This window comes from Methylobacterium sp. 285MFTsu5.1 (assembly GCF_000383455.1).
Taxonomy (GTDB): Bacteria; Pseudomonadota; Alphaproteobacteria; order Rhizobiales; family Beijerinckiaceae; genus Methylobacterium.
This window is the reverse complement of the sequence record NZ_KB911291.1, coordinates 51569-74050: the sequence shown is the minus strand read 5'-3', so window position 1 is coordinate 74050 and position 22482 is coordinate 51569. Positions and strand designations below refer to the sequence as shown.

Annotated in this window: 19 protein-coding genes; 9 read left to right on the top strand and 10 right to left on the bottom strand. The window is 71.5% G+C overall.

Translation table 11 applies throughout. The annotated features are described in order from the left end of the window. Positions 1-158: 158 nt before the first annotated feature. Positions 159-2735: an FtsX-like permease family protein gene (locus H288_RS0125140; RefSeq protein ID WP_020095343.1), complete on the bottom strand. Its 2577-nt coding sequence runs from the start codon at positions 2733-2735 to the stop codon at positions 159-161. After that, positions 2735-3421 (bottom strand): ABC transporter ATP-binding protein, encoded by a 687-nt coding sequence (locus H288_RS0125135; protein ID WP_026605275.1) that lies wholly within the window; start codon positions 3419-3421, stop codon positions 2735-2737. The genes H288_RS0125140 and H288_RS0125135 overlap by 1 nt, the downstream gene beginning before the upstream one ends. Positions 3422-3640: 219 nt before the next feature. Between H288_RS0125135 and H288_RS0125130 the strand changes: the two genes are divergently transcribed. Next, on the top strand, positions 3641-4252 hold the full coding sequence (locus H288_RS0125130) for an arylesterase (protein ID WP_020095341.1): 612 nt from the start codon (positions 3641-3643) through the stop codon (positions 4250-4252). Further along, positions 4252-4791, top strand: coding sequence for an RNA 2',3'-cyclic phosphodiesterase (gene thpR, locus H288_RS0125125; RefSeq protein WP_020095340.1), 540 nt, complete (start codon positions 4252-4254; stop codon positions 4789-4791). Before H288_RS0125130 ends, thpR begins: the two co-directional genes overlap by 1 nt. Positions 4792-4954: 163 nt before the next feature. On the opposite strand, the gene coaA is transcribed toward thpR, so the two are convergent. The 3 genes from coaA to H288_RS0125110 form a co-directional block, all read right to left on the bottom strand. Further along, the gene (gene coaA, locus H288_RS0125120) at positions 4955-5944 is read right to left on the bottom strand and encodes a type I pantothenate kinase (protein ID WP_020095339.1); all 990 of its coding nucleotides are present in this window, start codon (positions 5942-5944) and stop codon (positions 4955-4957) included. Next, positions 5941-6264, bottom strand: a complete 324-nt coding sequence (locus tag H288_RS0125115; protein ID WP_020095338.1) for a phosphoribosyl-ATP diphosphatase — start codon at positions 6262-6264, stop codon at positions 5941-5943. Before H288_RS0125115 ends, coaA begins: the two co-directional genes overlap by 4 nt. Positions 6265-6406: 142 nt before the next feature. Next, positions 6407-7354: an aspartate carbamoyltransferase catalytic subunit gene (locus H288_RS0125110; RefSeq protein ID WP_026605274.1), complete on the bottom strand. Its 948-nt coding sequence runs from the start codon at positions 7352-7354 to the stop codon at positions 6407-6409. A gap of 320 nt (positions 7355-7674) precedes the next feature. Between H288_RS0125110 and H288_RS0125105 the strand changes: the two genes are divergently transcribed. The 3 genes from H288_RS0125105 (at position 7675) to topA (ending at position 12476) form a co-directional block, all read left to right on the top strand. After that, a complete protein-coding gene (locus H288_RS0125105) occupies positions 7675-8535 on the top strand; it encodes a cytochrome b/b6 domain-containing protein (protein ID WP_020095336.1) in 861 nt (286 codons plus the stop codon). After that, the gene (locus H288_RS0125100) at positions 8532-9491 is read left to right on the top strand and encodes a molybdopterin-dependent oxidoreductase (protein WP_020095335.1); all 960 of its coding nucleotides are present in this window, start codon (positions 8532-8534) and stop codon (positions 9489-9491) included. Before H288_RS0125105 ends, H288_RS0125100 begins: the two co-directional genes overlap by 4 nt. Before the next feature lie 300 nt (positions 9492-9791). Continuing rightward, positions 9792-12476 (top strand): type I DNA topoisomerase, encoded by a 2685-nt coding sequence (topA, locus tag H288_RS0125095; protein WP_020095334.1) that lies wholly within the window; start codon positions 9792-9794, stop codon positions 12474-12476. A 185-nt stretch (positions 12477-12661) separates the two neighbouring features. Here the strand turns inward: topA and H288_RS0125090 are convergent, their stop codons facing one another. Then, complete coding sequence (locus H288_RS0125090) at positions 12662-12850, bottom strand: hypothetical protein (RefSeq protein WP_020095333.1); 189 nt, start codon at positions 12848-12850, stop codon at positions 12662-12664. Between the two features lie 371 nt (positions 12851-13221). Between H288_RS0125090 and parE the strand changes: the two genes are divergently transcribed. Next, on the top strand, positions 13222-15282 hold the full coding sequence (gene parE / locus H288_RS0125085) for a DNA topoisomerase IV subunit B (RefSeq protein ID WP_020095332.1): 2061 nt from the start codon (positions 13222-13224) through the stop codon (positions 15280-15282). Positions 15283-15442: 160 nt separating this feature from the next. On the opposite strand, the gene H288_RS0125080 is transcribed toward parE, so the two are convergent. Further along, positions 15443-15937 carry a PRC-barrel domain-containing protein gene (locus tag H288_RS0125080; protein WP_020095331.1) on the bottom strand — a complete coding sequence of 165 codons (495 nt, stop codon included), beginning with the start codon at positions 15935-15937 and terminating at the stop codon, positions 15443-15445. A 216-nt stretch (positions 15938-16153) separates the two neighbouring features. After that, positions 16154-17020, bottom strand: a complete 867-nt coding sequence (locus tag H288_RS0125075; RefSeq protein WP_020095330.1) for a porin family protein — start codon at positions 17018-17020, stop codon at positions 16154-16156. A gap of 449 nt (positions 17021-17469) precedes the next feature. On the opposite strand from H288_RS0125075, the gene H288_RS0125070 reads away from it, so the two are divergent. From H288_RS0125070 to H288_RS0125060, 3 genes are all read left to right on the top strand, one after another. Continuing rightward, positions 17470-17850, top strand: a complete 381-nt coding sequence (locus tag H288_RS0125070) for a hypothetical protein (RefSeq protein ID WP_020095329.1) — start codon at positions 17470-17472, stop codon at positions 17848-17850. 209 nt (positions 17851-18059) lie between these two features. Next, positions 18060-19649: a DEAD/DEAH box helicase gene (locus H288_RS0125065; RefSeq protein WP_020095328.1), complete on the top strand. Its 1590-nt coding sequence runs from the start codon at positions 18060-18062 to the stop codon at positions 19647-19649. A gap of 101 nt (positions 19650-19750) precedes the next feature. Then, the gene (locus H288_RS0125060; protein ID WP_020095327.1) at positions 19751-20809 is read left to right on the top strand and encodes a GGDEF domain-containing protein; all 1059 of its coding nucleotides are present in this window, start codon (positions 19751-19753) and stop codon (positions 20807-20809) included. Between the two features lie 64 nt (positions 20810-20873). Here H288_RS0125060 and H288_RS0125055 read toward each other — a convergent pair whose 3' ends face one another. Both H288_RS0125055 and H288_RS0125050 read right to left on the bottom strand, forming a co-directional pair. Beyond that, the gene (locus H288_RS0125055; protein ID WP_012317999.1) at positions 20874-21251 is read right to left on the bottom strand and encodes an iron-sulfur cluster assembly accessory protein; all 378 of its coding nucleotides are present in this window, start codon (positions 21249-21251) and stop codon (positions 20874-20876) included. A gap of 133 nt (positions 21252-21384) precedes the next feature. Then, positions 21385-22401, bottom strand: coding sequence for a threo-3-hydroxy-L-aspartate ammonia-lyase (locus H288_RS0125050; protein WP_020095326.1), 1017 nt, complete (start codon positions 22399-22401; stop codon positions 21385-21387). Between the last annotated feature and the right edge of the window lie 81 nt (positions 22402-22482).

The following is a 22482-nucleotide window of genomic DNA, read 5'->3' as shown; positions in this document are numbered from 1 at the left end:
GCGGGGTCCGACGGTTGGAAGCCCCTCCCCCACGGACCGAGGGCTTCGATATCCTGCCGGACCGTCTCTGGCCGGGCGCGGTCCGCCGCTCTCGACGGCCTCGATCGCGGCCTCCGCTGGGGCTGAACCGGATACGGAGCCTGCGGGATCGGCCTCCGTCAGGTCTGCCGGAGATACGGCGCCGGCTTCTGCCCCAGGATCCGCCACGTACCGACGAGCCCGAGGAGGATCGCCAGCGCCACCGCGGCCACGGCCGCGACCAGCGCGCCCGACAGGTCGAGGCGGAAGTCGAGGTGCATGACCTTGGCGACGATCACCCAGCCGACGAGCGTCCCGGCCAGGAGGCCGAACAGCGCCGTGGCGAGCCCCAGCGCGGCGTATTCGAGGGCGTAGGCGGTCAGCAGCCGCGCCCGGCTCGCGCCCAGCACCTTGAGCACGACGGCGTCGTAGAGCCGCGCCCGGTGCCCGGCCGCGATGGCGCCGGCCAGCACGAACAGGCTCGCCAGCACCGCCACGGCGCTCGCCCCCCGGATCGCCAGGACCAGCCGGCCGACGAGGTCCCCGATCGCGTCGAGGGCATCCTTCACCCGCACGGCGCTCACCGACGGGAAGGTCTTGGCGACGTCGCGCAGGATGCGGTTCTCGGCGGAAGCGTCGGTGCCGCCGGGCAGGGTCAGCGTCGCGAGGTCGGAATGCGGCGCGCCCCGGAAGGTGCCCGGCGAGAACACCATCACGAAGTTGATGCCGAGGTTGCGCCACTCCACCCGGCGCAGGTTGAAGATCGTCGCGGTGAGGTCGCGCCCGAGCACGTTCACCGTCACGGTGTCGCCGAGCTTCAGGCCGAGCTGGCGGGCGAGGTCGGCCTCGAAGGAGACCAGCGGCTTCGCGCCCTGCTCCGGGCTCCACCACGCCCCCTCGGTGAGGCTGGAGCCGTCCGGCACCGTGTCGGCGTAGGTGATGCCCCGGTCGCCGTCGAGCACCCAGGCGGCGTCCTCCGGGGGGCGGATCTTGCTCGCCGGCACGCCGTTCAGGGCGACGATCCGGCCGCGCATCATCGGCACATCCTCGATCTTCCCGCTCGGGGCCGAGCGCGCCAGGAACTCGCGGAACTGGGCGGCGTCCCGGGAGGGAATGTCCAGGAAGAAGAGATTCGGCGCCCGGGCCGGCAGGGTCGCGCTGATCGTGCGGCGGACATTGGCGTCGATCAGGCTGAGGGTCACGAGGAGCGTCACGCCGAGGCCGAGCGACAGGACGATGGCGGGCGTCAGGGCGCCGGGCCGGTGCAGGTTGGCGAGCGCCATCCGGGGCGCCGGCCAGCGCGGGTGCGGCAGGCGGCGGGCGAGCGCCATCAGGCCGAGCGCCACCCCATGCAGCAGGCCGAACGCGATGGCTGCGGCCGCGATGAAGATCAGCGCGACGCGCCGGTCGAAGGCGGTCGCCACCGACAGGCCGACCAGGACCGCGAGGCTGACGGCGAGCCAGATCCGGTAGCGCCAGCGCGGGCTGACGCGGGCCGGGTCGACCGTGTCGCGAAACAGCCCGGAGACCGGCACGTCGTGGGCGCGGCCGAGCGGCGTGATCGCGAACGCGAAGGCTGTGATCAGCCCGTAGGCGGCCGCGAGCGCCAGCTCCCCGGGGGCGAGCGTCGGGTTCAGCGGCAGCGGCAGGTCGGCGGAGAACAGGGCGTCGAGGAGGAAGGGCAGGCTCGCGCCGATCGCGAGGCCGATCAGGGTGCCGAGGCCGGCGATCAGCATCACCTGCGTCAGGTACAGGGCGACCACCTGCGAGCCCGGCGCGCCGACGCTCTTGAGCGTCGCGATCGAGGGCCGCTTGCGCTCCACGAAGGCGTGGACGGCGTTGCCGACCCCGACGCCGCCGACGATCAGCGCGGTGAGTCCCACCAGGGTCAGGAACTGCGTGAAGCGCTCGATGCTCTTGGCGAAGCGCGGGTCGGCGTTGGTGCGCGAGCGGATCTCCCAGCCGGCCTCGGGGGTGGCGGCGCGGATCCGGGCCTGCGCCGCGTCGAGGTCGGCGTCCGGCGTGCCGGGCGGCAGGACGAGGCGGTAGCTCCAGCGGTTGAGGCTGCCGGGCTGGACGAGGCCGGTGGCGCGGAGCGTCGGCTCGGAGACCATCAGCCGCGGACCGAAGCCGATGCCGCCGGCGATCTTGTCGGGCTCGGACACGATGGTGCCGCGGATCGCCACGTCGTGCCCGGCGAGCGCGATCCGGTCGCCGACCTTGACGTCGAGGCGGGTGAGCAGGGCCGGGTCGGCGAGCGCCCCCGGCACCCCGTCGCGCTCCGCCAGCAGGTCGGCGAGGCGGCCCGGCGGGTCGGTCGCGAGGTCGCCGGCGGCCGGATAGGTGGCGGGGTCGACGGCCTTCAGCTCGACCAGGGCCGCGTCGCCGCTGCCCGCCACCGCCATGGCCCGCAGGGAGGCGACGATGTCGAGGCGGCCTTCGCGCGCCAGCGCCTGCCTCTCCGCGTCGGTCGCCTCGCGGTTGATGAGGTTGAAGGCGAGGTCGCCGCCGAGGATGCGCCGGCCCTCCCGGCCGAGCCCGTCCGAGAGCGAGCGCGAGATCGACGCCACGCCCGCGATGGCCATGACGCCCAGCGCAATGCAGGCGAGGAACACCGCGAAGCCGTCGAGCCCGGCCCGCAACTCGCGCAGCGCGAGGCGCAGGGTGAGCGGGATCCGGCGGGGCGCGGGGTCGGGGCGGGTGATCGTGCCGTGCATCAGGCGGCCACCGCCTCCTCGATCCGCCCCGATCGCAGGCGCACGGTGCGGTCGCACAGGCGGGCGAGGCCGTTGTCGTGGGTGACGAGGACCAGTGTCGCGCCGCGGTCGCGCTTCAGCCGGAACAGCAGGTCGACGATCTGGCGGCCGGTGGCCTCGTCGAGGTTCCCGGTGGGCTCGTCGGCCACAAGGATCGCCGGGTCGGGGGCGACCGCCCGGGCGATGGCGACCCGCTGCTGCTCGCCGCCGGAGAGCTGCGCCGGGTAATGGTGCAGCCGGTGCCCGAGGCCGACCGCCTCCAACTCGGCGCGGGCCCGCTCCAGGGCGCCGGGCCGGTCGGCGAGTTCGAGCGGAAGGGCCACGTTCTCGAGCGCCGTCATGGTCGGCACGAGGTGGAAGGCCTGGAACACGATGCCGATCCGGCGCCCGCGGAACCGCGCCAGCGCGTCCTCGTCGAGGCGGACGAGATCGGTGTCCTCGATGACGACGCCGCCGGAATCGGGCCGCTCCAGCCCGGCCATCACCATCAGCAGCGTCGACTTGCCGGAGCCGGACGGGCCGACGAGGCCGACCGCCTCGCCGCGGTCGACATTCAGCGAGATGCCGCGCAGGACGTGGACGCGGGCGGCGCCGCGGCCGAGGCTGAGATCGATGTCCGACAGCGCGATCGCGGGCTCGCGCAGCACCTTGCCTTGGCTCACCGGTGAGCCGATCTGTGGGCGATGACGAGCATGGCGCGCGAGGTTCTCACGTGGGGTCGATCCCTTCGGCTTCGATCTTGGCTCTACGGGCCGCGGGTGCACCGCGATATGGGTTCGGCATTGGGGCCGCGCCATGACGCGCGCGCTGTGTTCCGGCGCACGGCCCTGTATGCCGCAGCGCTAGCGCTCCTGATGGTCCCTTTCATGACAGCCGTCGCGCCGGGAGCGCGGGCCGCGCCCGGCGAGCCGGTCAAGCTCGTCGCCCTCGGCGACAGCCTGACCGCGGGCTACAAACTCCCGGCCGACGCCGCCTTCCCGACCGTGCTGGAGCGCCTGCTCAAGGCCAGGGGCGCGGACGTGACGGTCGCCAATGCCGGCGTCTCCGGCGACACCGCCACGGGCGGCCTCGACCGAGTCGACTGGTCGGTGCCGGACGGGACCGCGGGCGTGATCCTGGAACTCGGCGCCAACGACATGCTGCGCGGCACCGACCCGAAGGTCACCGAGGGCGCGCTGTCGGCGATCATCGAGCGGCTGAAGGCGCGGGGCATCCCGGTCCTGCTCGCCGGCATGCAGGCCGCGCCCAACCTCGGACCCGACTACAAGGCCCGGTTCGACGCGATCTACCCGGCGCTCGCCAAACGCTACGGCCTGACCCTCTACCCGTTCTTCCTCGACGGGATCATCGGCGACCGGGCGCAGCACCTCGACGACATGATCCACCCGAACCGGCAGGGCGTGGAGACCATCGCTTCCCGCATGCTGCCGACGGTGGAGGGTTTCCTGGGGGGCCTCCGGCAGGGGGCGTCGCGGTAGTGCCGCGCCTGTTCACCGGCCTCGCGGTGCCGCCCGCGATCGCCGACGCGCTCAGGGCCTGGCAGGGCGGCCTGCCCGGGGCCCGCTGGATCGAGCCGGGCGACTTCCACGTGACCCTGCGGTTCATCGGCGACGTCGACGCGACCACGGCCGACGACGTGGTGGAGGCGCTGTCCGAGATGCGGGTCCGCCCGGCCCTGACGGTGACGCTCGACGGCCTCGGCATCTTTGGCGGCGACAGGCCGCGGGCGCTCTACGCCTCGGTGGTGCCGGAGGCGGAGCTGACGGATCTCCAGGCCGAGCAGGAGCGGCTCGTGCGCCGGGCCGGGGTCGAGCCGGAGCGGCGGAAATTCACCCCGCACGTGACCCTGGCGCGCCTCCGGCGCGACGCCACGCCGGAGGCGGCGGCGATGTACCTGTCGCAGGCGCCGGTCTTCGCGCCGCTGACTTACACGTTGGACCGGGTGACGCTGTTCTCGGCGCGGGACTCGACCGGCGGCGGTCCGTACGTGGCGGAGGCGGAGTTCCCGTTCGCGTGATGCGCCTAGGCTCGGTCGTTCACGTCCTTGCGAGCGAAGCGAAGCAATCCAGAGTCGGCGACATCGCCCCGAACGTCGCGCTGCCCTGGGTCACTTCGCGTCGCTCGTGATGACGGAGGTTCGGTCTTCATGCGGGCCGATCGCGCGATCGGCCCGAACCGGCCTACAGCCGCCGCAGCGCCACGCTCTCGATCCGGTGGCTCGCGCCCTTGGTGAGGATCAGGCTCGCCCGCTGGCGGGTCGGCACGATGTTCTCGCGCAGGTTCGGCAGGTTGATCGTCGTCCAGAGCCGGTCGGCGATGTCGAGGGCCTCGGTCTCGGCGATCTCGGCGTATTTCCGGAAGTACGAGCGCGGGTCGCGGAACGCCGTCTGCCGCAGCTTCATGAAGCGCGTGACGTACCAGCGGTGCAGGTCGTCCTCGTGACCGTCGAGATAGATCGAGAAGTCGAAGAAGTCTGACACGAACGGGATCGCGGTCCCGTCCCGCGGCAGGCGGGCGGGCTGGAGCACGTTCAGGCCCTCGACGATCAGGATGTCGGGGCTCTCCACCACCCGCTCCTCGCCGGGCACCCGGTCGTAGACGAGGTGCGAGTAGAGCGGCGCGGTGACGCGCTTGTGGCCGGCCTTCACGTCGTGGAGGAAGCGCAGCAGCGCGGCGGTGTCGTAGCTCTCCGGGAACCCCTTGCGCTCCATCAGCCCGTTGGCGGCGAGTTCGGCGTTGGGCAGCAGGAACCCGTCGGTGGTGACGAGGTCGACCTTGGGGGTGTTGGGCCAGCGCGCCAGCAGGGCGGTCAGGATGCGGGCGGTCGTGGACTTGCCCACCGCCACCGACCCGGCGAGCCCGATGATGTAGGGCGCCTTGGTCTCGCGCTCGGCCATCAGAAAGCGCTGCGTCGCCTTGAACAGGCCCTGCGTCGCCGCGACGTACAGGGCGAGCAGACGGGACAGCGGCAGGTAGATCGCCACCACCTCCTCGACCGAGATCGGGTCGTTGATCGATTGCAGCCGCTCCAGGTCTTCCTGGTTGAGGGTGAGCGGCGTGTCGGCGCGCAGCTGCGCCCATTCCTCGCGGCTGAAGCGGCGATACGGCGAGAGCCGGTCGGACGCTTCGAGGATCGCCTCGACCGAGCCCGGCAGCGCGGCCGCGTTCACGCGTGGCGCCTCGCGGCCTTCTCGGCGATGCCGCTCTGGGCCGTGCGACGCTCCAGCTCCGCCATCACGGCATCGAGCTCGACCCCGCCCGCCCGGAGCAGCACGACGAGGTGGTAGAGCACGTCGGCGGCCTCGTTCCGCAGGCCGGTCTTGTCGCCCTGCACGGCCGCGATCGCCGCCTCCACCGCCTCCTCGCCGAGCTTCTTGGCCGCCTTGGCGGGGCCCTCGGACAGGAGCTTGGCCGTGTAGGAGGTGGCCGGATCGGTCCCGGCGCGGCTCGCCACGAGGGCGGCGAGGTCGGCGAGCGTGTAGGCGGTCATGAAGCGATCTGCATGTTGCGACGGCCCCTTATACAGATCAGGACCGGATTTCGGCAGGAAACTGCGCCACGGCCGCTCGGCGGGCAAGCGGAGCGGGTGAAGGCCGCCCGGCTTTGTCTGGGGATCACCCGTTGTCTTGGGTTCACCCGTTCGGCAGGTGCCGCGCCAGCGCCTCCAGCACGGCCATGCGGACGGCGACGCCCATCTCGACCTGCTCGCGGATCAGCGACTGCGCCCCGTCGGCGATCTCGGAGGAGATCTCGACGCCGCGGTTCATCGGCCCCGGATGCATCACCAGGGCGTCGGGCTTGGCGAGCGCCAGCTTCTCGCCGTCGAGGCCGAAATAGCGGAAATACTCCTTCACGGACGGCACGAACGAGCCGTTCATGCGCTCCCGCTGGAGGCGTAGCATCATCACGATGTCGCAGCCGACGAGGCCCTTGCGCATGTCCGTGAAGGTCTCGACGCCGAAGCGCTCGATCCCGGAGGGCAGCAGCGTCGAGGGCGCGATCAGGCGGACCCGCGCGCCCATCGCCTGGAGCAGGATGATGTTGGAGCGCGCCACGCGCGAGTGCAGGACGTCGCCGCAGATCGCCACCTGCAGGCCCTCGATCCGGCCCTTGTTGCGGCGGATGGTGAGCGCGTCGAGGAGGGCCTGGGTCGGGTGCTCGTGGGCGCCGTCGCCGGCATTGACCACCGCGCAGTCGACCTTGCGGGCGAGCAGGTGAACGGCGCCCGCCGATTCGTGACGGACCACGATGATGTCGGGCCGCATGGCGTTGAGCGTTGCGGCGGTGTCGATCAGGGTCTCGCCCTTCTTCACCGAGGACGAGGCCACCGACATGTTCATCACGTCGGCGCCGAGCCGCTTGCCGGCGAGCTCGAAGGACGATTGCGTCCGCGTCGAGGGCTCGAAGAACAGGTTGATCTGCGTGCGGCCCCGCAGGGTCGTGCGCTTCTTCTCCACCTGCCGCGAGATGTCGACGGCGGATTCGGCGGCGTCGAGCAGCCCCTCGATGTCGGGCCGGGTCAGGCCCTCGATGCCGAGGAGGTGCCGGTGCGGGAAGGCCGGGGTCGGAGGCGTCGTCATGATGAGGCCCGGGTGTAGGTGCGGCGCGCCCGGGGGGCAAGGCTGTTCGGCGCTCATCCCGGTTCAGTCATGACGCTCGCTTCGTCAGGGGCTGCGGGCGTCACGGGTTCGAGGCCCAGGCTGTCCGTCCGGCGGCAGGATGGGGCGCGTCGCGCTCCGTCATCGACGGCGCGCGCCCATCGGTGCAGTCGCACTTCGAGAGGCGGCTGCGGCCTTTTTCCCGGCGGATGGTAACCGCCCGCCCCCGCGCCACGTATCTGCCCGAACGGTCGGGATCCGTACGCTCCCGACCCCGCGCCGCTTGCCCGGGATCCAGACGCTTGGCCGCCTCCCCTGCCCTCGAAGCCCCCGAGACCGTCGACCGGCAGGGGCGCCGCTGGTTCTACCGCCACCCGCTGGTCATCCGGCTGGCGCACTGGATCAACGCCGCGGTGCTGCTGGTGCTGCTGATGAGCGGCCTGCAGATCTTCAACGCCCACCCGGCGCTCTACTGGGGTTCGGTCTCGACCTTCGACAATCCGTCGCTCGCCATCACCAGCGAGCCGGGCCGCGACGGCACGACCCGCGGCGTCGTGACGGTCGGTTCCCACACCCTCGACACGACCGGCGTGCTCGGCCTGTCGAGGGAGGGCGGCACCGAGGTGGAGCGCGCCTTCCCGTCCTGGGCGACGCTGCCGGCCAACCAGGACCTGGCGACCGGGCGGCGCTGGCACTTCCTGTTCGCGTGGCTGCTGGTGATTAACGGGGCGGTCTACCTGCTGTACGGCCTGGTCTCGGGCCAGCTCCTCCGCCGCCTGATCCCCGACGGCGACCAGATCCGCGACTTCGGCGGCTCCGTGAAGGAGCACCTGCTCCTGCGCTTCCCCGAGGGCACCGAGGCCAAGCGCTACAACGTCATCCAGAAGCTCACCTACCTCGTCCTCGTGCTCGGCCTGCTGCCCGCGATGGTGCTCGCCGGCCTCGCCATGTCGCCCGGGATGGACGCGGCCTGGCCGTGGCTCACCGAGGTGTTCGGCGGCCGGCAATCGGCGCGCAGCGTCCACTTCATCGCCGCCGGGCTGATCGTGCTGTTCGTGGTGGTCCACGTGCTGCTCGTGGTTGTCTCCGGGCTCGTCAACAACATGCGCGGCATGATCACCGGCTGGTTCAGCCTCGGCCGCGACCGGGAGACCGCGCGATGATCCTCCACCGCCGCAAGCTCCTCACCGCGGGTGCCGGCCTGATGGGCACCGCGCTGCTGGCCGGCTGCGACAAGTTCGCCGGGACCGAGACGGGGCAGCGCACCCTCAAGGTCGGCGAGGACGCCAACGAATACGTCCAGCGCCTGCTGATGTCGCCGACGACCCTGGCCCGGGAATTCCCGGCCTCGATGATCTCGCCCTGGTTCAAGCCGAACGGCACGATCGACCCGCCGGACCGCGCCTACCGGGCGCTGGCGGCGCGGAACTTCTCGGACTTCAAGCTCTCCGTCGACGGGCTGGTCCAGACCCCGCTGTCGCTGAGCCTCGCGGACCTGCGGGCCCTGCCATCGCGCACCCAGATCACCCGGCACGATTGCGTGGAGGGCTGGAGCTGCATCGGGCAATGGGGCGGCGTGCCGCTCGCCGAGGTGCTGAAAAAGGCGGGGCTGAAGCCGCAGGCGCGCTACGCGGTGTTCCACTGCGCCGACACGCTGGAGTTCGAGGCCGGTCCCAAGGGCGGTGGCAGAGGGCGCGACCAGGGCGCGTCCCTCTGGCGCCCGAGCCATCCGGGCGCGGTGCGCGAAGCTTACGTGCAGCTCGCCGCCGCCGACGATTGGGGCGGCCCGGCCACCGCCACCGACGCGCCCAAGGACGATTGGGGCCAGGGCAGCCCGGCCCCGGAGCCCGAGCCGGCGGGGATCCCGATCCGCTACTACGAGAGCATCGACCTCTACGACGCCTTCAACCCGCAGACGATCTTGGCCTACGACCTCAACGGCAAGCCGCTGCCGGTCTCGAACGGCGCGCCCCTGCGGCTGCGGGTCGAGCGCCAGCTCGGCTACAAGCAGGCCAAGTACGTGATGCGGGTCGAGATGGTGGAGTCGCTCGCCGGGATCGGCCAGGGCAGCGGCGGCTACTGGGAAGACCGCGGCTACGAGTGGTACGCGGGGATCTGAGGCGACTGACGGGATTTTGAGCTGCTGACGCGGCAAGTTCCGTGCTGGAGCCCGGGCCGCGTTTCATCCTGCATGGCCTCTTCCCCGGACAGGTGGAGCGACGCGGAACCTGATCAGGACCCGGCCCGAAAAGTGCCGCGCAGTGGCTCCCCCGAACAACCTCGCGATTTGACAACCCGCCGCCCGTGACCCACTTGTGCCCGGCGCGCGGCCCCGGCCCGACGGCGGGCATACGTCCCACGCGAATCTCGAACAGAATTCGTCCGTCGCGCCCAGGCTCCGTCAGGGGCAGAGGTCTGAATGAAAGTCGTCGTCGTCGAGTCGCCGGCCAAAGCCAAGACGATCAATAAGTATCTCGGCCGCGATTATGAAGTCATCGCCTCCTTCGGGCATATCCGCGACCTGCCGCCCAAGGACGGCTCGGTGGATCCCGAGCAGGACTTCCACATGGTCTGGGAGCTGGCCGACCGCGGGGCGAGCCGGGTCTCGGAGATCGCCAAGGCGGTCAAGGGCGCCGACAAGCTGATCCTCGCCACCGACCCGGATCGCGAGGGCGAGGCGATCTCCTGGCACGTGCTGGAGGCGCTCACCGCCCGCAAGGCGCTCAAGGGCATCCCGGTCGAGCGCGTGACCTTCAACGCCATCACCAAGGCGTCGGTCGAGCAGGCGATGCGCAAGCCGCGGGAGATCGACCAGGCGCTGGTCGACGCCTACCTGGCGCGCCGGGCGCTCGACTACCTCGTCGGCTTCAACCTCTCGCCGGTCCTGTGGCGCAAGCTGCCGGGCGCCCGCTCGGCCGGGCGCGTTCAGTCCGTGGCGCTCCGGCTCGTGGTCGAGCGCGAGATGGAGATCGAGCGGTTCAAGCCGCGCGAGTACTGGACGCTCATCGCGACGCTGACGACCGCCGACGGCGCGACCTTCGAGGCCCGCCTCGTGGGCGCCGACGGCAAGCGGATCCAGCGCCTCGACGTCGGCACGGGCGAGGAGGCGGCCGCCTTCAAGCGCGACCTGGAACTCGCGACCTTCCAGGTGGCGAGCGTCGAGGCGAAGCCCGCCAAGCGCCACCCGCAGCCGCCCTTCACCACCTCGACCCTCCAGCAGGAGGCCTCCCGCAAGCTCGGGATGGCGCCGGCCCAGACCATGCGGGTCGCCCAGCGGCTCTACGAGGGCGTCGATATCGGCGGCGAGACGGTCGGCATCATCACCTACATGCGGACCGACGGCGTCGACATGGCGCCGGAGGCGATCCAGGACGCCCGCCGGGTGATCGGCAAGGAGTTCGGCGACCGCTACGTGCCGGACGTTCCGCGCAAGTACAGCGTCAAGGCCAAGAACGCCCAGGAGGCCCACGAGGCGGTGCGCCCCACCGACATGGGCCGCCTGCCCAAGACGGTGGCGCGCCACCTCGAGCCCGAGCAGGCCCGGCTCTACGAGCTGATCTGGACCCGCACCATGGCCAGCCAGATGGAATCGGCCGAGCTGGAGCGGACCACCGTCGACGTCACCGCCAAGGTCGGACCGCGGACCATCGACCTGCGCGCCACCGGCCAGGTGGTGAAGTTCGATGGCTTCCTGACCCTCTACCAGGAGGGCAAGGACGACGAGGAGGACGAGGAAAGCCGCCGCCTGCCGCCCATGAAGGCCGGCGACCCGCTCGCCCGCGAGCGGATCAGCTCGACCCAGCACTTCACCGAGCCGCCGCCGCGCTACTCCGAGGCGAGCCTCGTGAAGCGCATGGAGGAGCTCGGCATCGGCCGCCCGTCGACCTATGCCGCGGTTCTCCAGACCTTGCGGGATCGCGAATACGTCAAGATCGAGAAGAAGCGGCTGCAGCCGGAGGACAAGGGGCGGCTCGTCACGGGCTTCCTCGAGAGCTTCTTCCGGCGCTACGTCGAGTACGACTTCACCGCCGGCCTCGAGGAGCAGCTCGACCGGGTCTCCAACGCCGAGATCGACTGGCGGGCGGTGCTGCGCGACTTCTGGCGCGACTTCTCCGCGGCGATCGGTGAGACCAAGGAGCTGCGCGTCGCCGACGTGCTGGAGGCGCTGAACGGCCTCCTCGGCCCGCACATCTTCCCCGACAAGGGCGACGGCTCGAACCCGCGCACCTGCCCGACCTGCGGCTCAGGCCAGCTGTCGCTGAAGCTCGGCAAGTTCGGCGCCTTCATCGGCTGCTCGAACTACCCGGAGTGCAAGTACACCCGGCAGCTCTCGGCCTCGGGCGTCGACGGCGACGGTGACGGCTCCTCGGCCGAGGGTGGCCAGCCGGGCGTGCGGGTGCTGGGCGACGATCCCGCGACCGGCCTGCCGGTGACGCTGCGCGACGGCCGCTTCGGGCCGTTCCTCCAGCTCGGCGAGGCCTCCGCCGAGAAGGGCGCCGAGAAGCCGAAGCGCTCGTCGCTGCCCAAGGGGCTCAGCCCCTCGGACGTGGATCTCAACAAGGCGCTGGCCCTGCTGGCGCTGCCCCGCGAGGTGGCCCGCCACCCCGAGACCGGCGAGCCGATCCTGGCCAATCTCGGCCGATTCGGACCCTACGTGCAGCACGGGAAGACCTACGCCAATCTCGGCAAGGACGACGACGTGCTGGAGATCGGGGCTAACCGCGCCATCGACCTGATCGTCGCCAAGGAGCAGGGCGGCGGCCGCGGCCGCCCGGCCGCCGATCCGGGCCGGCCGCTCGGCAAGGACGAGGCCAGCGGCCGCGATCTCGTGGTCAAGGCCGGCAAGTACGGGCCCTACGTCACGGACGGCGAGGTCAACGCCACGCTGCCGAAGACGATGAGCGCCGAGGCGCTGACCCTCAACGAGGCGATCGCCCTGGTGAACGCCAAGCGCGCCGCGGGCGGCGGCAAGCCGGCAAAGCGCGGGGCGGTCCGGAAAGGGTCGGCGCGGGCCGCGGGCGGCGACAAGCCGGCGGCGAAGAAGACCGCCGCGAAGAAGCCTGCGGCCAAGAAGGCGGCGGCGAAGACGTCGAGCGCGGGCTGAAGCGTTCGTGGACGAGGCTGAGGCGGGCCGGCAAGCCCGCCCGTCCTTGCGAGCGGAGCGAAGCAATCCAGTGCAGCGCGAGGCGTTCGAACGTGGCGCCGACTGGGTTGCTTCGCTCCGCTCGCAAAGACGTGGCAGAGGCAGCGTTGCCGCCCCTCACCGCGGGTTGCGGTCAGCGATCGGGTTCAGACCAGGTAGGTGATCGTCGCCGCCACGGCCGTCGCGAAGGTCGCGAGCGCGAGGGTGGTGGAGTTCATCAGCGCCCGACCGGCCGGCACGACAGCCGAGTCATCGTCGCAGCCGAAGGCGGCGCCGGCCGCGTGCTCGAAGCGGATCAACGTGAGGCGGCGGGCCTCGATCGCGGCGTCGCTCATGGACTGCGGCTCCCTGACCACGGTCAAGATTTATCTCCGCCACCAACGTCGATCGTCCCGTTCTGTTCCGGGCGTCGCCTGTGGAAGCCGGGCATGCGGGTCACGAGAAAGCCTTAACCCATTGTTGTGCAACGTCGTGATGACGGCCCGGCGCGCGGAACCGTGTGCCGGCACGGACGCGGCCCTCGCTCGCGGCAGCGCAGCATGCGATGATGCGACCGCCTCGCCGCAGGGCGAACGGCTTTGATGTTTATGGTTTGTTCCGCTATCATGCGGGGATGAAGGCGCATGCTCCACGACCCGAGACCCGTCCCAAGACCCGTCTGCGCGAAGCCGAGCCGGCCGACGCGCCGCGCGCCAGGAGGCCGCGCGTGAGCGATCCGGCGCGGGACCTGTTCGGGCCGGGCGGCAAGGGCGCGGCGGCCCGCCCGCCCGAGCCGCGGCGGCGGCTGGATTCGGCGGCCTCCGTGGCGACGCTCGCGGCCGCCGAGCCGGAGGGCGGCTACACCGCCTCCGACATCGAGGTGCTGGAGGGGCTGGAGCCCGTCCGGCGCCGGCCCGGCATGTATATCGGCGGCACCGACGAGCGGGCGCTCCACCACCTGTTCGCCGAGGTGATCGACAACTCGATGGACGAGGCGGTCGCCGGCCATGCCAGCTTCATCGAGGTGGAGCTTGAGGAGACCGGCGCCCTCGTCGTCACCGACAACGGCCGCGGCATCCCGGTCGACCCGCACCCGAAATTCCCCGGCAAGTCGGCGCTCGAGGTCATCATGACCACGCTGCACGCCGGCGGTAAGTTCGACTCGAAGGTCTACGAGACCTCGGGCGGCCTGCACGGCGTCGGCATCTCGGTGGTGAACGCACTCTCCGACCTGCTGGAGGTCGAGGTGGCGCGCAACCAGACGCTCTACCGGCAGACGTTCTCGCGCGGTCATGCCCAAGGGGCCTTGGAACTGGTCGGCCGGGTGCAGAACCGCCGCGGCACGCGCGTGCGCTTCCACCCGGACGCCCAGATCTTCGGCTCGCTGAAGTTCGACCCGCGCCGCCTGTTCAAGATGGCGCGCTCCAAGGCCTACCTGTTCGGCGGCGTCGAGATCCGCTGGCGCTGCGCCCCGGCCCTCCTCGAGGGGCTGGAGGACGTTCCGCCCGAGGCGGTGCACCGCTTCCCCGACGGGCTGCGCGACTACCTCGCCCGCGACATCGACGGGAAGGAACTCGTCACCGACGCCATGTTCTCCGGCAAGATCACCAAGCCGGGCTCGCACGGGTCGCTCGAATGGGCGGTGGCCTGGATGGTCGCCGAGGACGGGATCTCGCACTCCTACTGCAACACGATCCCGACGCCCGAGGGCGGCACCCACGAGGCCGGCCTGCGCGTCGCCCTGCTGCGCGGCCTGCGCGAGCACGCCGAGCGGGTGAACCAAGCCAAGCGCATGACGGCGGTGACCACCGACGACGTCATGGCGACCTGCGCGTCGATGCTCTCGGTGTTCATCCGCGAGCCGGAATTTCAGGGCCAGACCAAGGACAAGCTCGCCACCGTGGAGGCCCAGCGCATCGTCGAGACGGCGGTGCGCGACGCCTTCGACCACTGGCTCGCCGCCTCCCCGGCCCAGGCCAACAAGGTCCTCGACTGGGTGATCGACCGGGCCGAGGAGCGCCTGCGCCGCCGCCAGGAGAAGGAGGTCGCCCGCAAGAGCGCGACCCGCAAGCTGCGCCTGCCCGGCAAGCTCGCCGACTGCTCGGCGGCCGGCACCGCGGGCTCGGAGATCTTCATCGTCGAGGGCGACTCGGCCGGCGGCTCGGCCAAGCAGGCCCGGGACCGGGCGACCCAGGCGATCCTGCCGCTGCGCGGTAAGATCCTGAACGTCGCCTCGGCCTCGCGCGACAAGCTCGGCGCCAACCAGCTGATCTCCGATCTCACCCTGGCGCTCGGCTGCGGCACCGGTTCGGCCTTCCGCGAGGCGGACCTGCGCTACGAGAAGGTGATCATCATGACGGACGCCGACGTCGACGGCGCCCACATCGCCTCGCTGCTGATCACCTTCTTCTACCGCCAGATGCCGAGGCTGATCGACCGCGGCCACCTCTACCTCGCGATCCCGCCGCTCTATCGGCTGCAGCAGGGCTCGAAGGTGGCCTATGCCCGGGACGACGCGGATCGGGAGCGGATCGTCAAGACCGTGTTCAAGGGCGGCAAGGTCGAGATCGGGCGGTTCAAGGGCCTCGGCGAGATGATGCCGGCCCAGCTCAAGGAGACCACCATGGATCCGAGGAAGCGCACATTGCTGCGCGTCGCGGTCCTGGACGAGGCCCGGGAATCGACCGGCGACACGGTCGAGCGCCTGATGGGCAACAAGCCCGAGGCGCGCTTCGCCTTCATCAGCGAGCGCGCGGCCTTCGCCGAGGGCGCCGACCTCGACATCTGACGCCGGAGCGCCGGCGCGGCCGCGCCGCGTCGGTCGATGGCGCCGCGCCGTCATCGCGAGCGCAGCGAAGCAACCCAGCAGCGCCACGTTCGCCGAAGTCGCGCTGCCCTGGATCGCTTCGCTGCGCTCGCAAAGACGGGTGACCGGTTTCGGTCGCGCCTTATCGGGGCGGCGCGATCACCTTGGCCGGGTCGAAGGGCTGGGCCGCCGCCACCGTGTCCTTGCCCATGTTGAGGACCGCCGAGAATCGGTCGCCGCCGGGACGCAGCACGAGGGCGCCCGGCTCGACCGCGATGAGCTTGCTGCCGAGGCCGAGGAAGCCGCCGACGTCGATCACGACGGCCTTGAGCGTCCCGCCGTCGGCGATGAGCAGATCCTCGATCTTGCCGACGCTGTCGCCGGCGGCGTTGCGCACCGTCACGCCGATCATCTTCGTGGTCAGGAAGGTGACGGGCTTGAGCCCCTGACGCTTGGCGGCGTCCTCGGCGCTCGCCGCCTCCGTCAGCCGCCCGCCCCCCTTGCCGTCCGTCGAGGTTCCCGGTCCCGTGGCCGGCAGGATCGTGTCCTTGCCGATCACGCTGGCGTCCTGCGCGGAGGCCGGCGCGTTCGCGAGGCCGAGGGCCGCGAGCGACAGGAGAAGGATTCGGCTTCGCATGGCTGATCGCTCCGCGCGCCCGGTCCTCGCGTGGAAGGCCCTGTCCGGGTCACTGAGGGGCGCCGCGGTCTCAATCGCGGGCGGCCCGCGCGGTTCCGGCCCTCCCTGTCGCACCCGCCGAGGCCGGTTCGCGGTCCCGAAACGCGAAAGGGCCCGGCCTTGCGGCCGGGCCCTTCGGGAGCGCGGAGCCGGCAGAGCCGGCTCCGGCATCCGGTCTCAGTACGAGCCGAACTTGTAGTTCAGGCCGGCGCGGACGACGGCGAACTCGGTCTTGGCGGCGGCGCCGTTGAGGTAGGCGATGCCGTTCGGGGGCAGGAGGTTGCCGTAGAACACGCCGCCGGCCGAGTTCTTCTGGCGGTCGAGGCTGACGTACAGGCCTTCGACCTTCAGCGTCACGGCGTTCGAGCGGAAGAAGTTCAGGAACGAGTCGGTGGGCAGGGCGTACTCGACGCCGCCGCCGGCGGCCCAGCCGGTGCGGAAGCTGTCGCGGAAGCGGTTGCCGGCGAAGTTCTGGTCGTCCTGGCCCGAGCCGTAGGCGAAGCCGCCGGTGCCGTACACGAGGGTGCGGTCGAAGGCGTAGCCGAGGCGGCCGCGCACGGTGCCGAAGTAGTCCAGCCCGTTGCCGCTGGTGGCGACGAAGGCGGGCGGGTTGGCGAAGGCGATGCCGGGGGCGCCGCGGAAGGTGTAGTTCTGGGTGGCGTTGGCGCGGCGGGCGAAGTCGACGTACTGGGCGTCGGCCTCGAAGCCGATCACGACGCCGGAGCCCGGGGTGAACTGGTAGTTGTAGCCGATCTGGGCGCCGCCCGAGAAGCCGTCGTTGTTGCTGCGGTTGTTGACGCTGACGACGCCGGCGGTGCCGGGGGAGTTGATCAGCGAGCCGCCGGGCAGGGCGTAGTTGGTGGTGTTGCGGCTGTTGGCGTCGAAGCCGTAGCCGGCGTTCACACCGAAGTAGAAGCCGGTCCAGGTGAACACCGGCACCGGCGTGAACACCGGCGGCGGCGCGGCGCGGCGCGGAAGGTCGGCGGCGGACGCCGCGGCGGTCATGCCGGCGAGGACGGTGGATGCGAGGAGAAGCTTCTTCATGGTGGTGTTCGGTCCTGGGTTAGCTTGAGCCGGCAGCCTTCTAGGCGCTCTCGGATGGCGGGTCTGTCGCTTTCCTGCAACAAGCCTCTTCAGGCTAGGGACATCCCGTCAACGAAAGATGAAGACTAGCCGGCCCTGCCCGACAGCAGACGGCCCGCTCGCGCGCTCGACGAGGGCGAGGAGAGCTGCAGAGACCGTGAAGACTAGCTGCCTTGCGCGCCGCGCATATTGGCGGCGGCCGGCGCGGGGCCGGCGACATCGCTCGCGGTCTCTGCAGGAGCCGTCGGCGGCGGACGTTTTATTCCGGCACAACTTCGACGAGAATGATTCTCGCGCGTAAGCGATCAATTAACCCTGTTGCCCGATGGTCCGTCGCTCGCGGGCCCGTCCCCGGGCCCCTGTCGCGCCCCAAACCGAATCCGGTCCCCCGCCGGCGGAGACCGCTGTCCATGCAGAGCCCCGACGAACGGAGCCGGACGACCTTCGGCAAGCGCCGGACCGGCGAGGCTGCGCCCGGCGCGCAGGCCAGCCCGCGGACCGGCTCGACCGCCGCGCGGGTGGCGCGCGTCGAACCGAGGCGGAGCGCGGGCCCCCTGCCCTGGACGCTGCGCGTGGCGGGCTTGGTCGGGATCGTCGCGGTGATCGGCGCCTACCAGCTCGCGCGGCTGAGCCGGCCCGACGCGCCGACACCCGGGACTGCCGTCGCGACCGCGGCGCTCGCGCCGATGGCCGAGCCCGAGACGACCGGCGCCATCGCGGCGGCCCGATCCGCCCGCACCACCCGCCTGGATCCCTGCGTCGCGCCCGCGGGCGACCGTCTCCGGCCCTGATCGGCGACCCTTCGCGCGGCCGATCCCCTGTGCGCGGGCAGGCACTGTCGCCATTGCGAGATTGACAAGTCGCGCCAAGGCCCTAACTGACAGGGAGCATGCGCCCCGCGGCCCCGGGAGCGTCCGAGCGCCCCGCGCGAGCCTTTCCCAGCCGTTGCCGCGACGGTGTCCTTCGCGCCGGCCGGGCGCGCAACGGTTCCTGAACGCAGATGCCTTTTTCCGACCTGGGACTGAGCGAGAAAGTCCTGAACGCCGTCGAAGCGGCGGGTTACACCGAGCCGACGCCGATCCAGGCCGAGGCCATCCCACACGTGCTGGCGCGCCGCGACGTCCTCGGGATCGCCCAGACCGGCACCGGCAAGACCGCGGCCTTCACGCTCCCGATGCTGACGCTGCTGGAGAACGGCCGCGCCCGCGCGCGGATGCCGCGCACGCTGATCCTGGAGCCGACCCGCGAGCTGGCCGCCCAGGTGGTCGAGAATTTCGACCGCTACGGGACGAACCACAAGCTCAACGTGGCGCTGATCATCGGCGGCGTCTCCTTCGCCGATCAGGACGCCAAGCTGATGCGCGGCACCGACGTGCTGATCGCGACGCCCGGCCGCCTGCTCGACCATTTCGAGCGCGGCAAGCTGCTGCTCACCGGCGTCGAGCTCCTGGTCATCGACGAGGCCGACCGCATGCTCGACATGGGGTTCATCCCCGACATCGAGCGCATCGTGAAGATGGTGCCGTTCACCCGGCAGACGCTGTTCTTCTCGGCGACCATGCCGCCGGAGATCGAGCGGCTGGCGGACATGTTCCTGCACAACCCGCAGCGGGTCGAGGTGGCCCGGCCCGCCTCCACTGCGACCACGATCACCCAGCGGCTCGTCGCCACCGGCGCCGAGGGGCACGCCAAGCGCGAGCGCCTGCGCACCCTGATCCGCGGCGAGGGCGAGCTGAAGAACGGGATCATCTTCTGCAACCGCAAGCGCGACGTGGCGCTGCTGCAGAAGTCCCTGGTCAGCCACGGCTTCGACGCCGCGGCGCTCCACGGCGACATGGACCAGCGCGCCCGCACGACGGCCCTCGACGGGTTCCGCAACGGCGACACCGCCCTGCTGGTCGCCAGCGACGTGGCGGCGCGCGGTCTCGACATCCCGGCCGTCAGCCACGTCTTCAACTTCGACGTGCCGCATCACCCGGAGGATTACGTCCACCGGATCGGCCGCACCGGCCGCGCCGGCCGCAGCGGCACGGCCTACACGCTGGTCGCCCCCGACGACTCGCGCTCCCTCGGCGCCATCGAGGCGCTGATCGGCCAGCCGATCCCCTGGCTGGACGGCGACCTGACCAGCGTGGCCGACCCGTCCGGCGACACCGGGACGCGCCACCGCGGCCGCGCGAGCGACGGGCGTCGGGGCGGCCGCTCCGCCAAGAGCGGTGGACGGAGCGGCGACAAGAGCAGCAGCGACAAGGGTGCCGACAAGGGCGCCGACAAGGCCGTCGTCGAGAAGAGTGCCCGGAGCGCGAGCGAGACCGAGGAGGTCCGCGAGCGTCCGACCCGGTCGCGCGGCGGCCGCGGCGCGGCGCGCGCGGAGAGCCGCCCGGACGATCGTCCCGAGAGCCGTTCTGAGAGCCGCCCCGAGAGCCGTCCGGAGCCGCGCGCGTCGGGCCGCGCGTCAGGCCGCGGCGGCGAGTCCGCGCGCGAGGAGCGCGGGCGCCGGATCGACGCGGACGGGGACACGCCCGTCGGCCTCGGCTCGCACGTTCCTGCGTTCCTGCTTCGACCAGTCTTGGCGAAGAAGGATAAGTAACAGACGTCTGTTCCGGCTTAACTGTCCGGCTACCAGGCAGCCGTATATTGGGTCAGGGCAACGACGCAGGCGCGTCGGTCGCCCCGGACCGCGGGATACGGATGAGCCAGGAGACCTATTCGGATCGCGATCGCAGCTTCGCGTTGGCGAAGCGCAGCCACGATCTGATTCGCGACTACGGGCCCTCCGCGACGCCGCGCGCCTACGCCGTCTGGTACGCCTACGTCTCGGGAGAGCTGCCGCTCCTCGCTGACGCCGTGAAGCGTCTCACCACGCAGAACGGCTGCCTCACCGAGGGCGACATCGACGACCTGCACGAGACCTATCTCGACGGGCGCCGCCTCGCGAGCACCACCGACGACGTCAGCCGCATCGTCCTCAGCGAGATCGCGGCCGTCACCGAGATCCTGGACCTCTCCCTGGGCTCGACGGCGCAGTACAGCGAGTCGCTGCGCGCGGTCGCTCAGGACCTCTCCCAGGGCGTCCCGAGCCGGGCGCGGTTCGGCGAGATCGTCGCGACCCTGGCCGCCACGACGCGGGAGGTCGCCGCCAACAACCGGATTCTCGAAGCCCGCATGCGCGAGACCCGCAGCGAGATCGAGACCCTGCGCGAGAAGCTCGAGGCGACCCGGCGCGAGAGCCTGACCGACGCCCTGACGGGGCTCGCCAACCGCAAGCATTTCGAGGAGACGCTGAAAGCGTCGATGGAGACGGCCCGGGCGCGCAGCACGCCCATGAGCCTGATCATCCTCGACATCGATTTCTTCAAGCGCTTCAACGACCTGTACGGTCACCTCACGGGCGATCAGGTCCTGCGGCTCGTGGCGATCGTGATGCGCGAGAACGCCGGCAAGCAGGCGCAGCTCGCCCGGTTCGGCGGCGAGGAGTTCGGCATCATCCTGCCCGGGGTCGACCGGACGGTGGCCAAGCAGGTGGCCGAGACGGTCCGCGCCAGCGTCATGGGGCGCGAGCTGGTCAAGCGCTCGACCGGCGAGTCGCTCGGCAAGGTCACCATCTCGCTGGGCGTGGCGGTGCTGCGCCCGGGCGACACGCCCGCCTCGCTGATGGAGCGGGCCGACCTGTGCATGTTCGCGGCGAAGCGCGCCGGCCGGAACCGCTTCCTGGACGACGCCGCCGAGTCGCTGATGCAGGTGGCCTAGAGCCGGCCCCGGCCGTGTCGCCGTCCGGCGACACGCGCCACCCGCGACGGCGGGCGCGGACCGGTCAGGCCTGCGCGGGCAGGCGGTCAGCCGAGACCGGCGTGATCGCCACCGACTCGCCGCAGCCGCAGGCCGAGGTCTGGTTCGGGTTGTTGAACACGAACTGCGAGGCCAGCTTGTTGGTGGTGAAGTCCATCTCGGTGCCGAGCAGGAACAGCACCGCCTTCGGATCGACGAACACGCGCACGCCGCGATCCTCGACCACGTCCTCTCCGGGCTTGGCCGCCTCGGCATATTCCATCGTGTAGGACATCCCGGCGCAACCGCCGTTCCGGACGCCGACGCGCAGCCCGGCGATCGGCCGGTCGGCCTCCGCCATGATCGCCTTGATCCGATCGGCGGCGCGATCGGTCAGCGAGAGAACCTTGAAACCAGCGGACATCGTCACCCTCCCGCCCATCCGGGTTCAAGGCCCGGGGACGCGCATTCTGACGCGTACAAGATAAGCATTGGCCCGGGGCCGGTCCACCGCGGCGGGGTCACACCGGCCCGGCATTCGCCGCGCGGGAGCGCCCTCAGGCGGCCTCGCCGGTCAGTCGCGCGAAGGTCCCGAGATTGACGTTGCCGCCGCTGATCACCACGCCGACGCGCTTGTTCGTCACGTCCACGAGGCCGCTCAGCACCGCCGCCGCCGCGAGGCAGCCGGTCGGCTCGACCACGAGCTTCATCCGGCTGGCGAAGAACCGCATGGTCTCGACGAGCTGCGCGTCGGTGACGGTGAGGATGTCGGACACCCGCGCGCGGATGATCGCGAAGGTCAGGTCGCCCAGGGCCGTCGACTGCGCACCGTCGGCGATGGTGCGGGGCACCGGGATCGTGACGATCCGGCCCTCGCGGAACGAACGCTGCCCGTCATTGCCCGCCTCCGGCTCGACGCCGATCACCCGGCAGCCCGGTGACAGCTCCGCGGCGGCGAGGGCGCAGCCCGCGAGCTGGCCGCCACCGCCGAGGCAGGCCACCAGCACGTCGAGGGGGCCGACCGTCTCGATCAGCTCCTGCGCCAGCGTCCCCTGCCCGGCGATGACGTCGGGATGGTTGAAGGGCGGGATCAGCGTCAGGCCGCGGGCCTCGGCGATCTCGCGGCCCAGGGCCTCGCGATCCTGGGTGTAGCGGTCGTACAGGACCACCTCGGCGCCGTAGCCGCGGGTGGCGGCGATCTTCGCCGCGGGGGCGTCGCCCGGCATGATGATCGTGGCGGGCGCTCCGAGCAGCCGGCTCGCCAGGGCGATCGCCTGGGCGTGGTTGCCCGAGGAGTAAGTGATGACCCCGCGGGTGCGGGCCGCCTCCGGCAGCGCGCTGATCGCGTTGTAGGCGCCGCGGAACTTGAAGGCGCCGGCCCGCTGCAGGTTCTCCGCCTTGAAGAACAGGCGCCCGCCGGTCATCGCGTCGGCCGTGCGGGAGGTCAGCACCGGGGTGCGGTGCGCGGCCCCGGCGATCCGCTCGGCGGCGCGGGCCACGTCCGCGAAGGTCGGAAGGCCGCCGGTGGCCGCGCCGGATTCGCCGTGTTGCGTGTCGTGCATGGTCGCCTGCATCGTTGCCTGCATCGTCGTCCGGGTACCATCCGCCCGGGGCCGCGCCGGAGCGAGGCCGGGCCGCAGCCCGTCATACGGGCC

Coding starts and splice junctions, on each gene's coding strand:
- H288_RS0125140 (WP_020095343.1), bottom strand. CDS start 2,735: ATGCACGGCACGATCACCCGCCCCGACCCCGCGCCCCGCCGGATCCCG.
- H288_RS0125130 (WP_020095341.1), top strand. CDS start 3,641: ATGACAGCCGTCGCGCCGGGAGCGCGGGCCGCGCCCGGCGAGCCGGTC.
- H288_RS0125115 (WP_020095338.1), bottom strand. CDS start 6,264: ATGACCGCCTACACGCTCGCCGACCTCGCCGCCCTCGTGGCGAGCCGC.
- H288_RS0125110 (WP_026605274.1), bottom strand. CDS start 7,354: ATGACGACGCCTCCGACCCCGGCCTTCCCGCACCGGCACCTCCTCGGC.
- H288_RS0125100 (WP_020095335.1), top strand. CDS start 8,532: ATGATCCTCCACCGCCGCAAGCTCCTCACCGCGGGTGCCGGCCTGATG.
- topA (WP_020095334.1), top strand. CDS start 9,792: ATGAAAGTCGTCGTCGTCGAGTCGCCGGCCAAAGCCAAGACGATCAAT.
- H288_RS0125090 (WP_020095333.1), bottom strand. CDS start 12,850: ATGAGCGACGCCGCGATCGAGGCCCGCCGCCTCACGTTGATCCGCTTC.
- H288_RS0125080 (WP_020095331.1), bottom strand. CDS start 15,937: ATGCGAAGCCGAATCCTTCTCCTGTCGCTCGCGGCCCTCGGCCTCGCG.
- H288_RS0125075 (WP_020095330.1), bottom strand. CDS start 17,020: ATGAAGAAGCTTCTCCTCGCATCCACCGTCCTCGCCGGCATGACCGCC.
- H288_RS0125070 (WP_020095329.1), top strand. CDS start 17,470: ATGCAGAGCCCCGACGAACGGAGCCGGACGACCTTCGGCAAGCGCCGG.
- H288_RS0125065 (WP_020095328.1), top strand. CDS start 18,060: ATGCCTTTTTCCGACCTGGGACTGAGCGAGAAAGTCCTGAACGCCGTC.
- H288_RS0125060 (WP_020095327.1), top strand. CDS start 19,751: ATGAGCCAGGAGACCTATTCGGATCGCGATCGCAGCTTCGCGTTGGCG.
- H288_RS0125055 (WP_012317999.1), bottom strand. CDS start 21,251: ATGTCCGCTGGTTTCAAGGTTCTCTCGCTGACCGATCGCGCCGCCGAT.
- H288_RS0125050 (WP_020095326.1), bottom strand. CDS start 22,401: ATGCAGGCGACCATGCACGACACGCAACACGGCGAATCCGGCGCGGCC.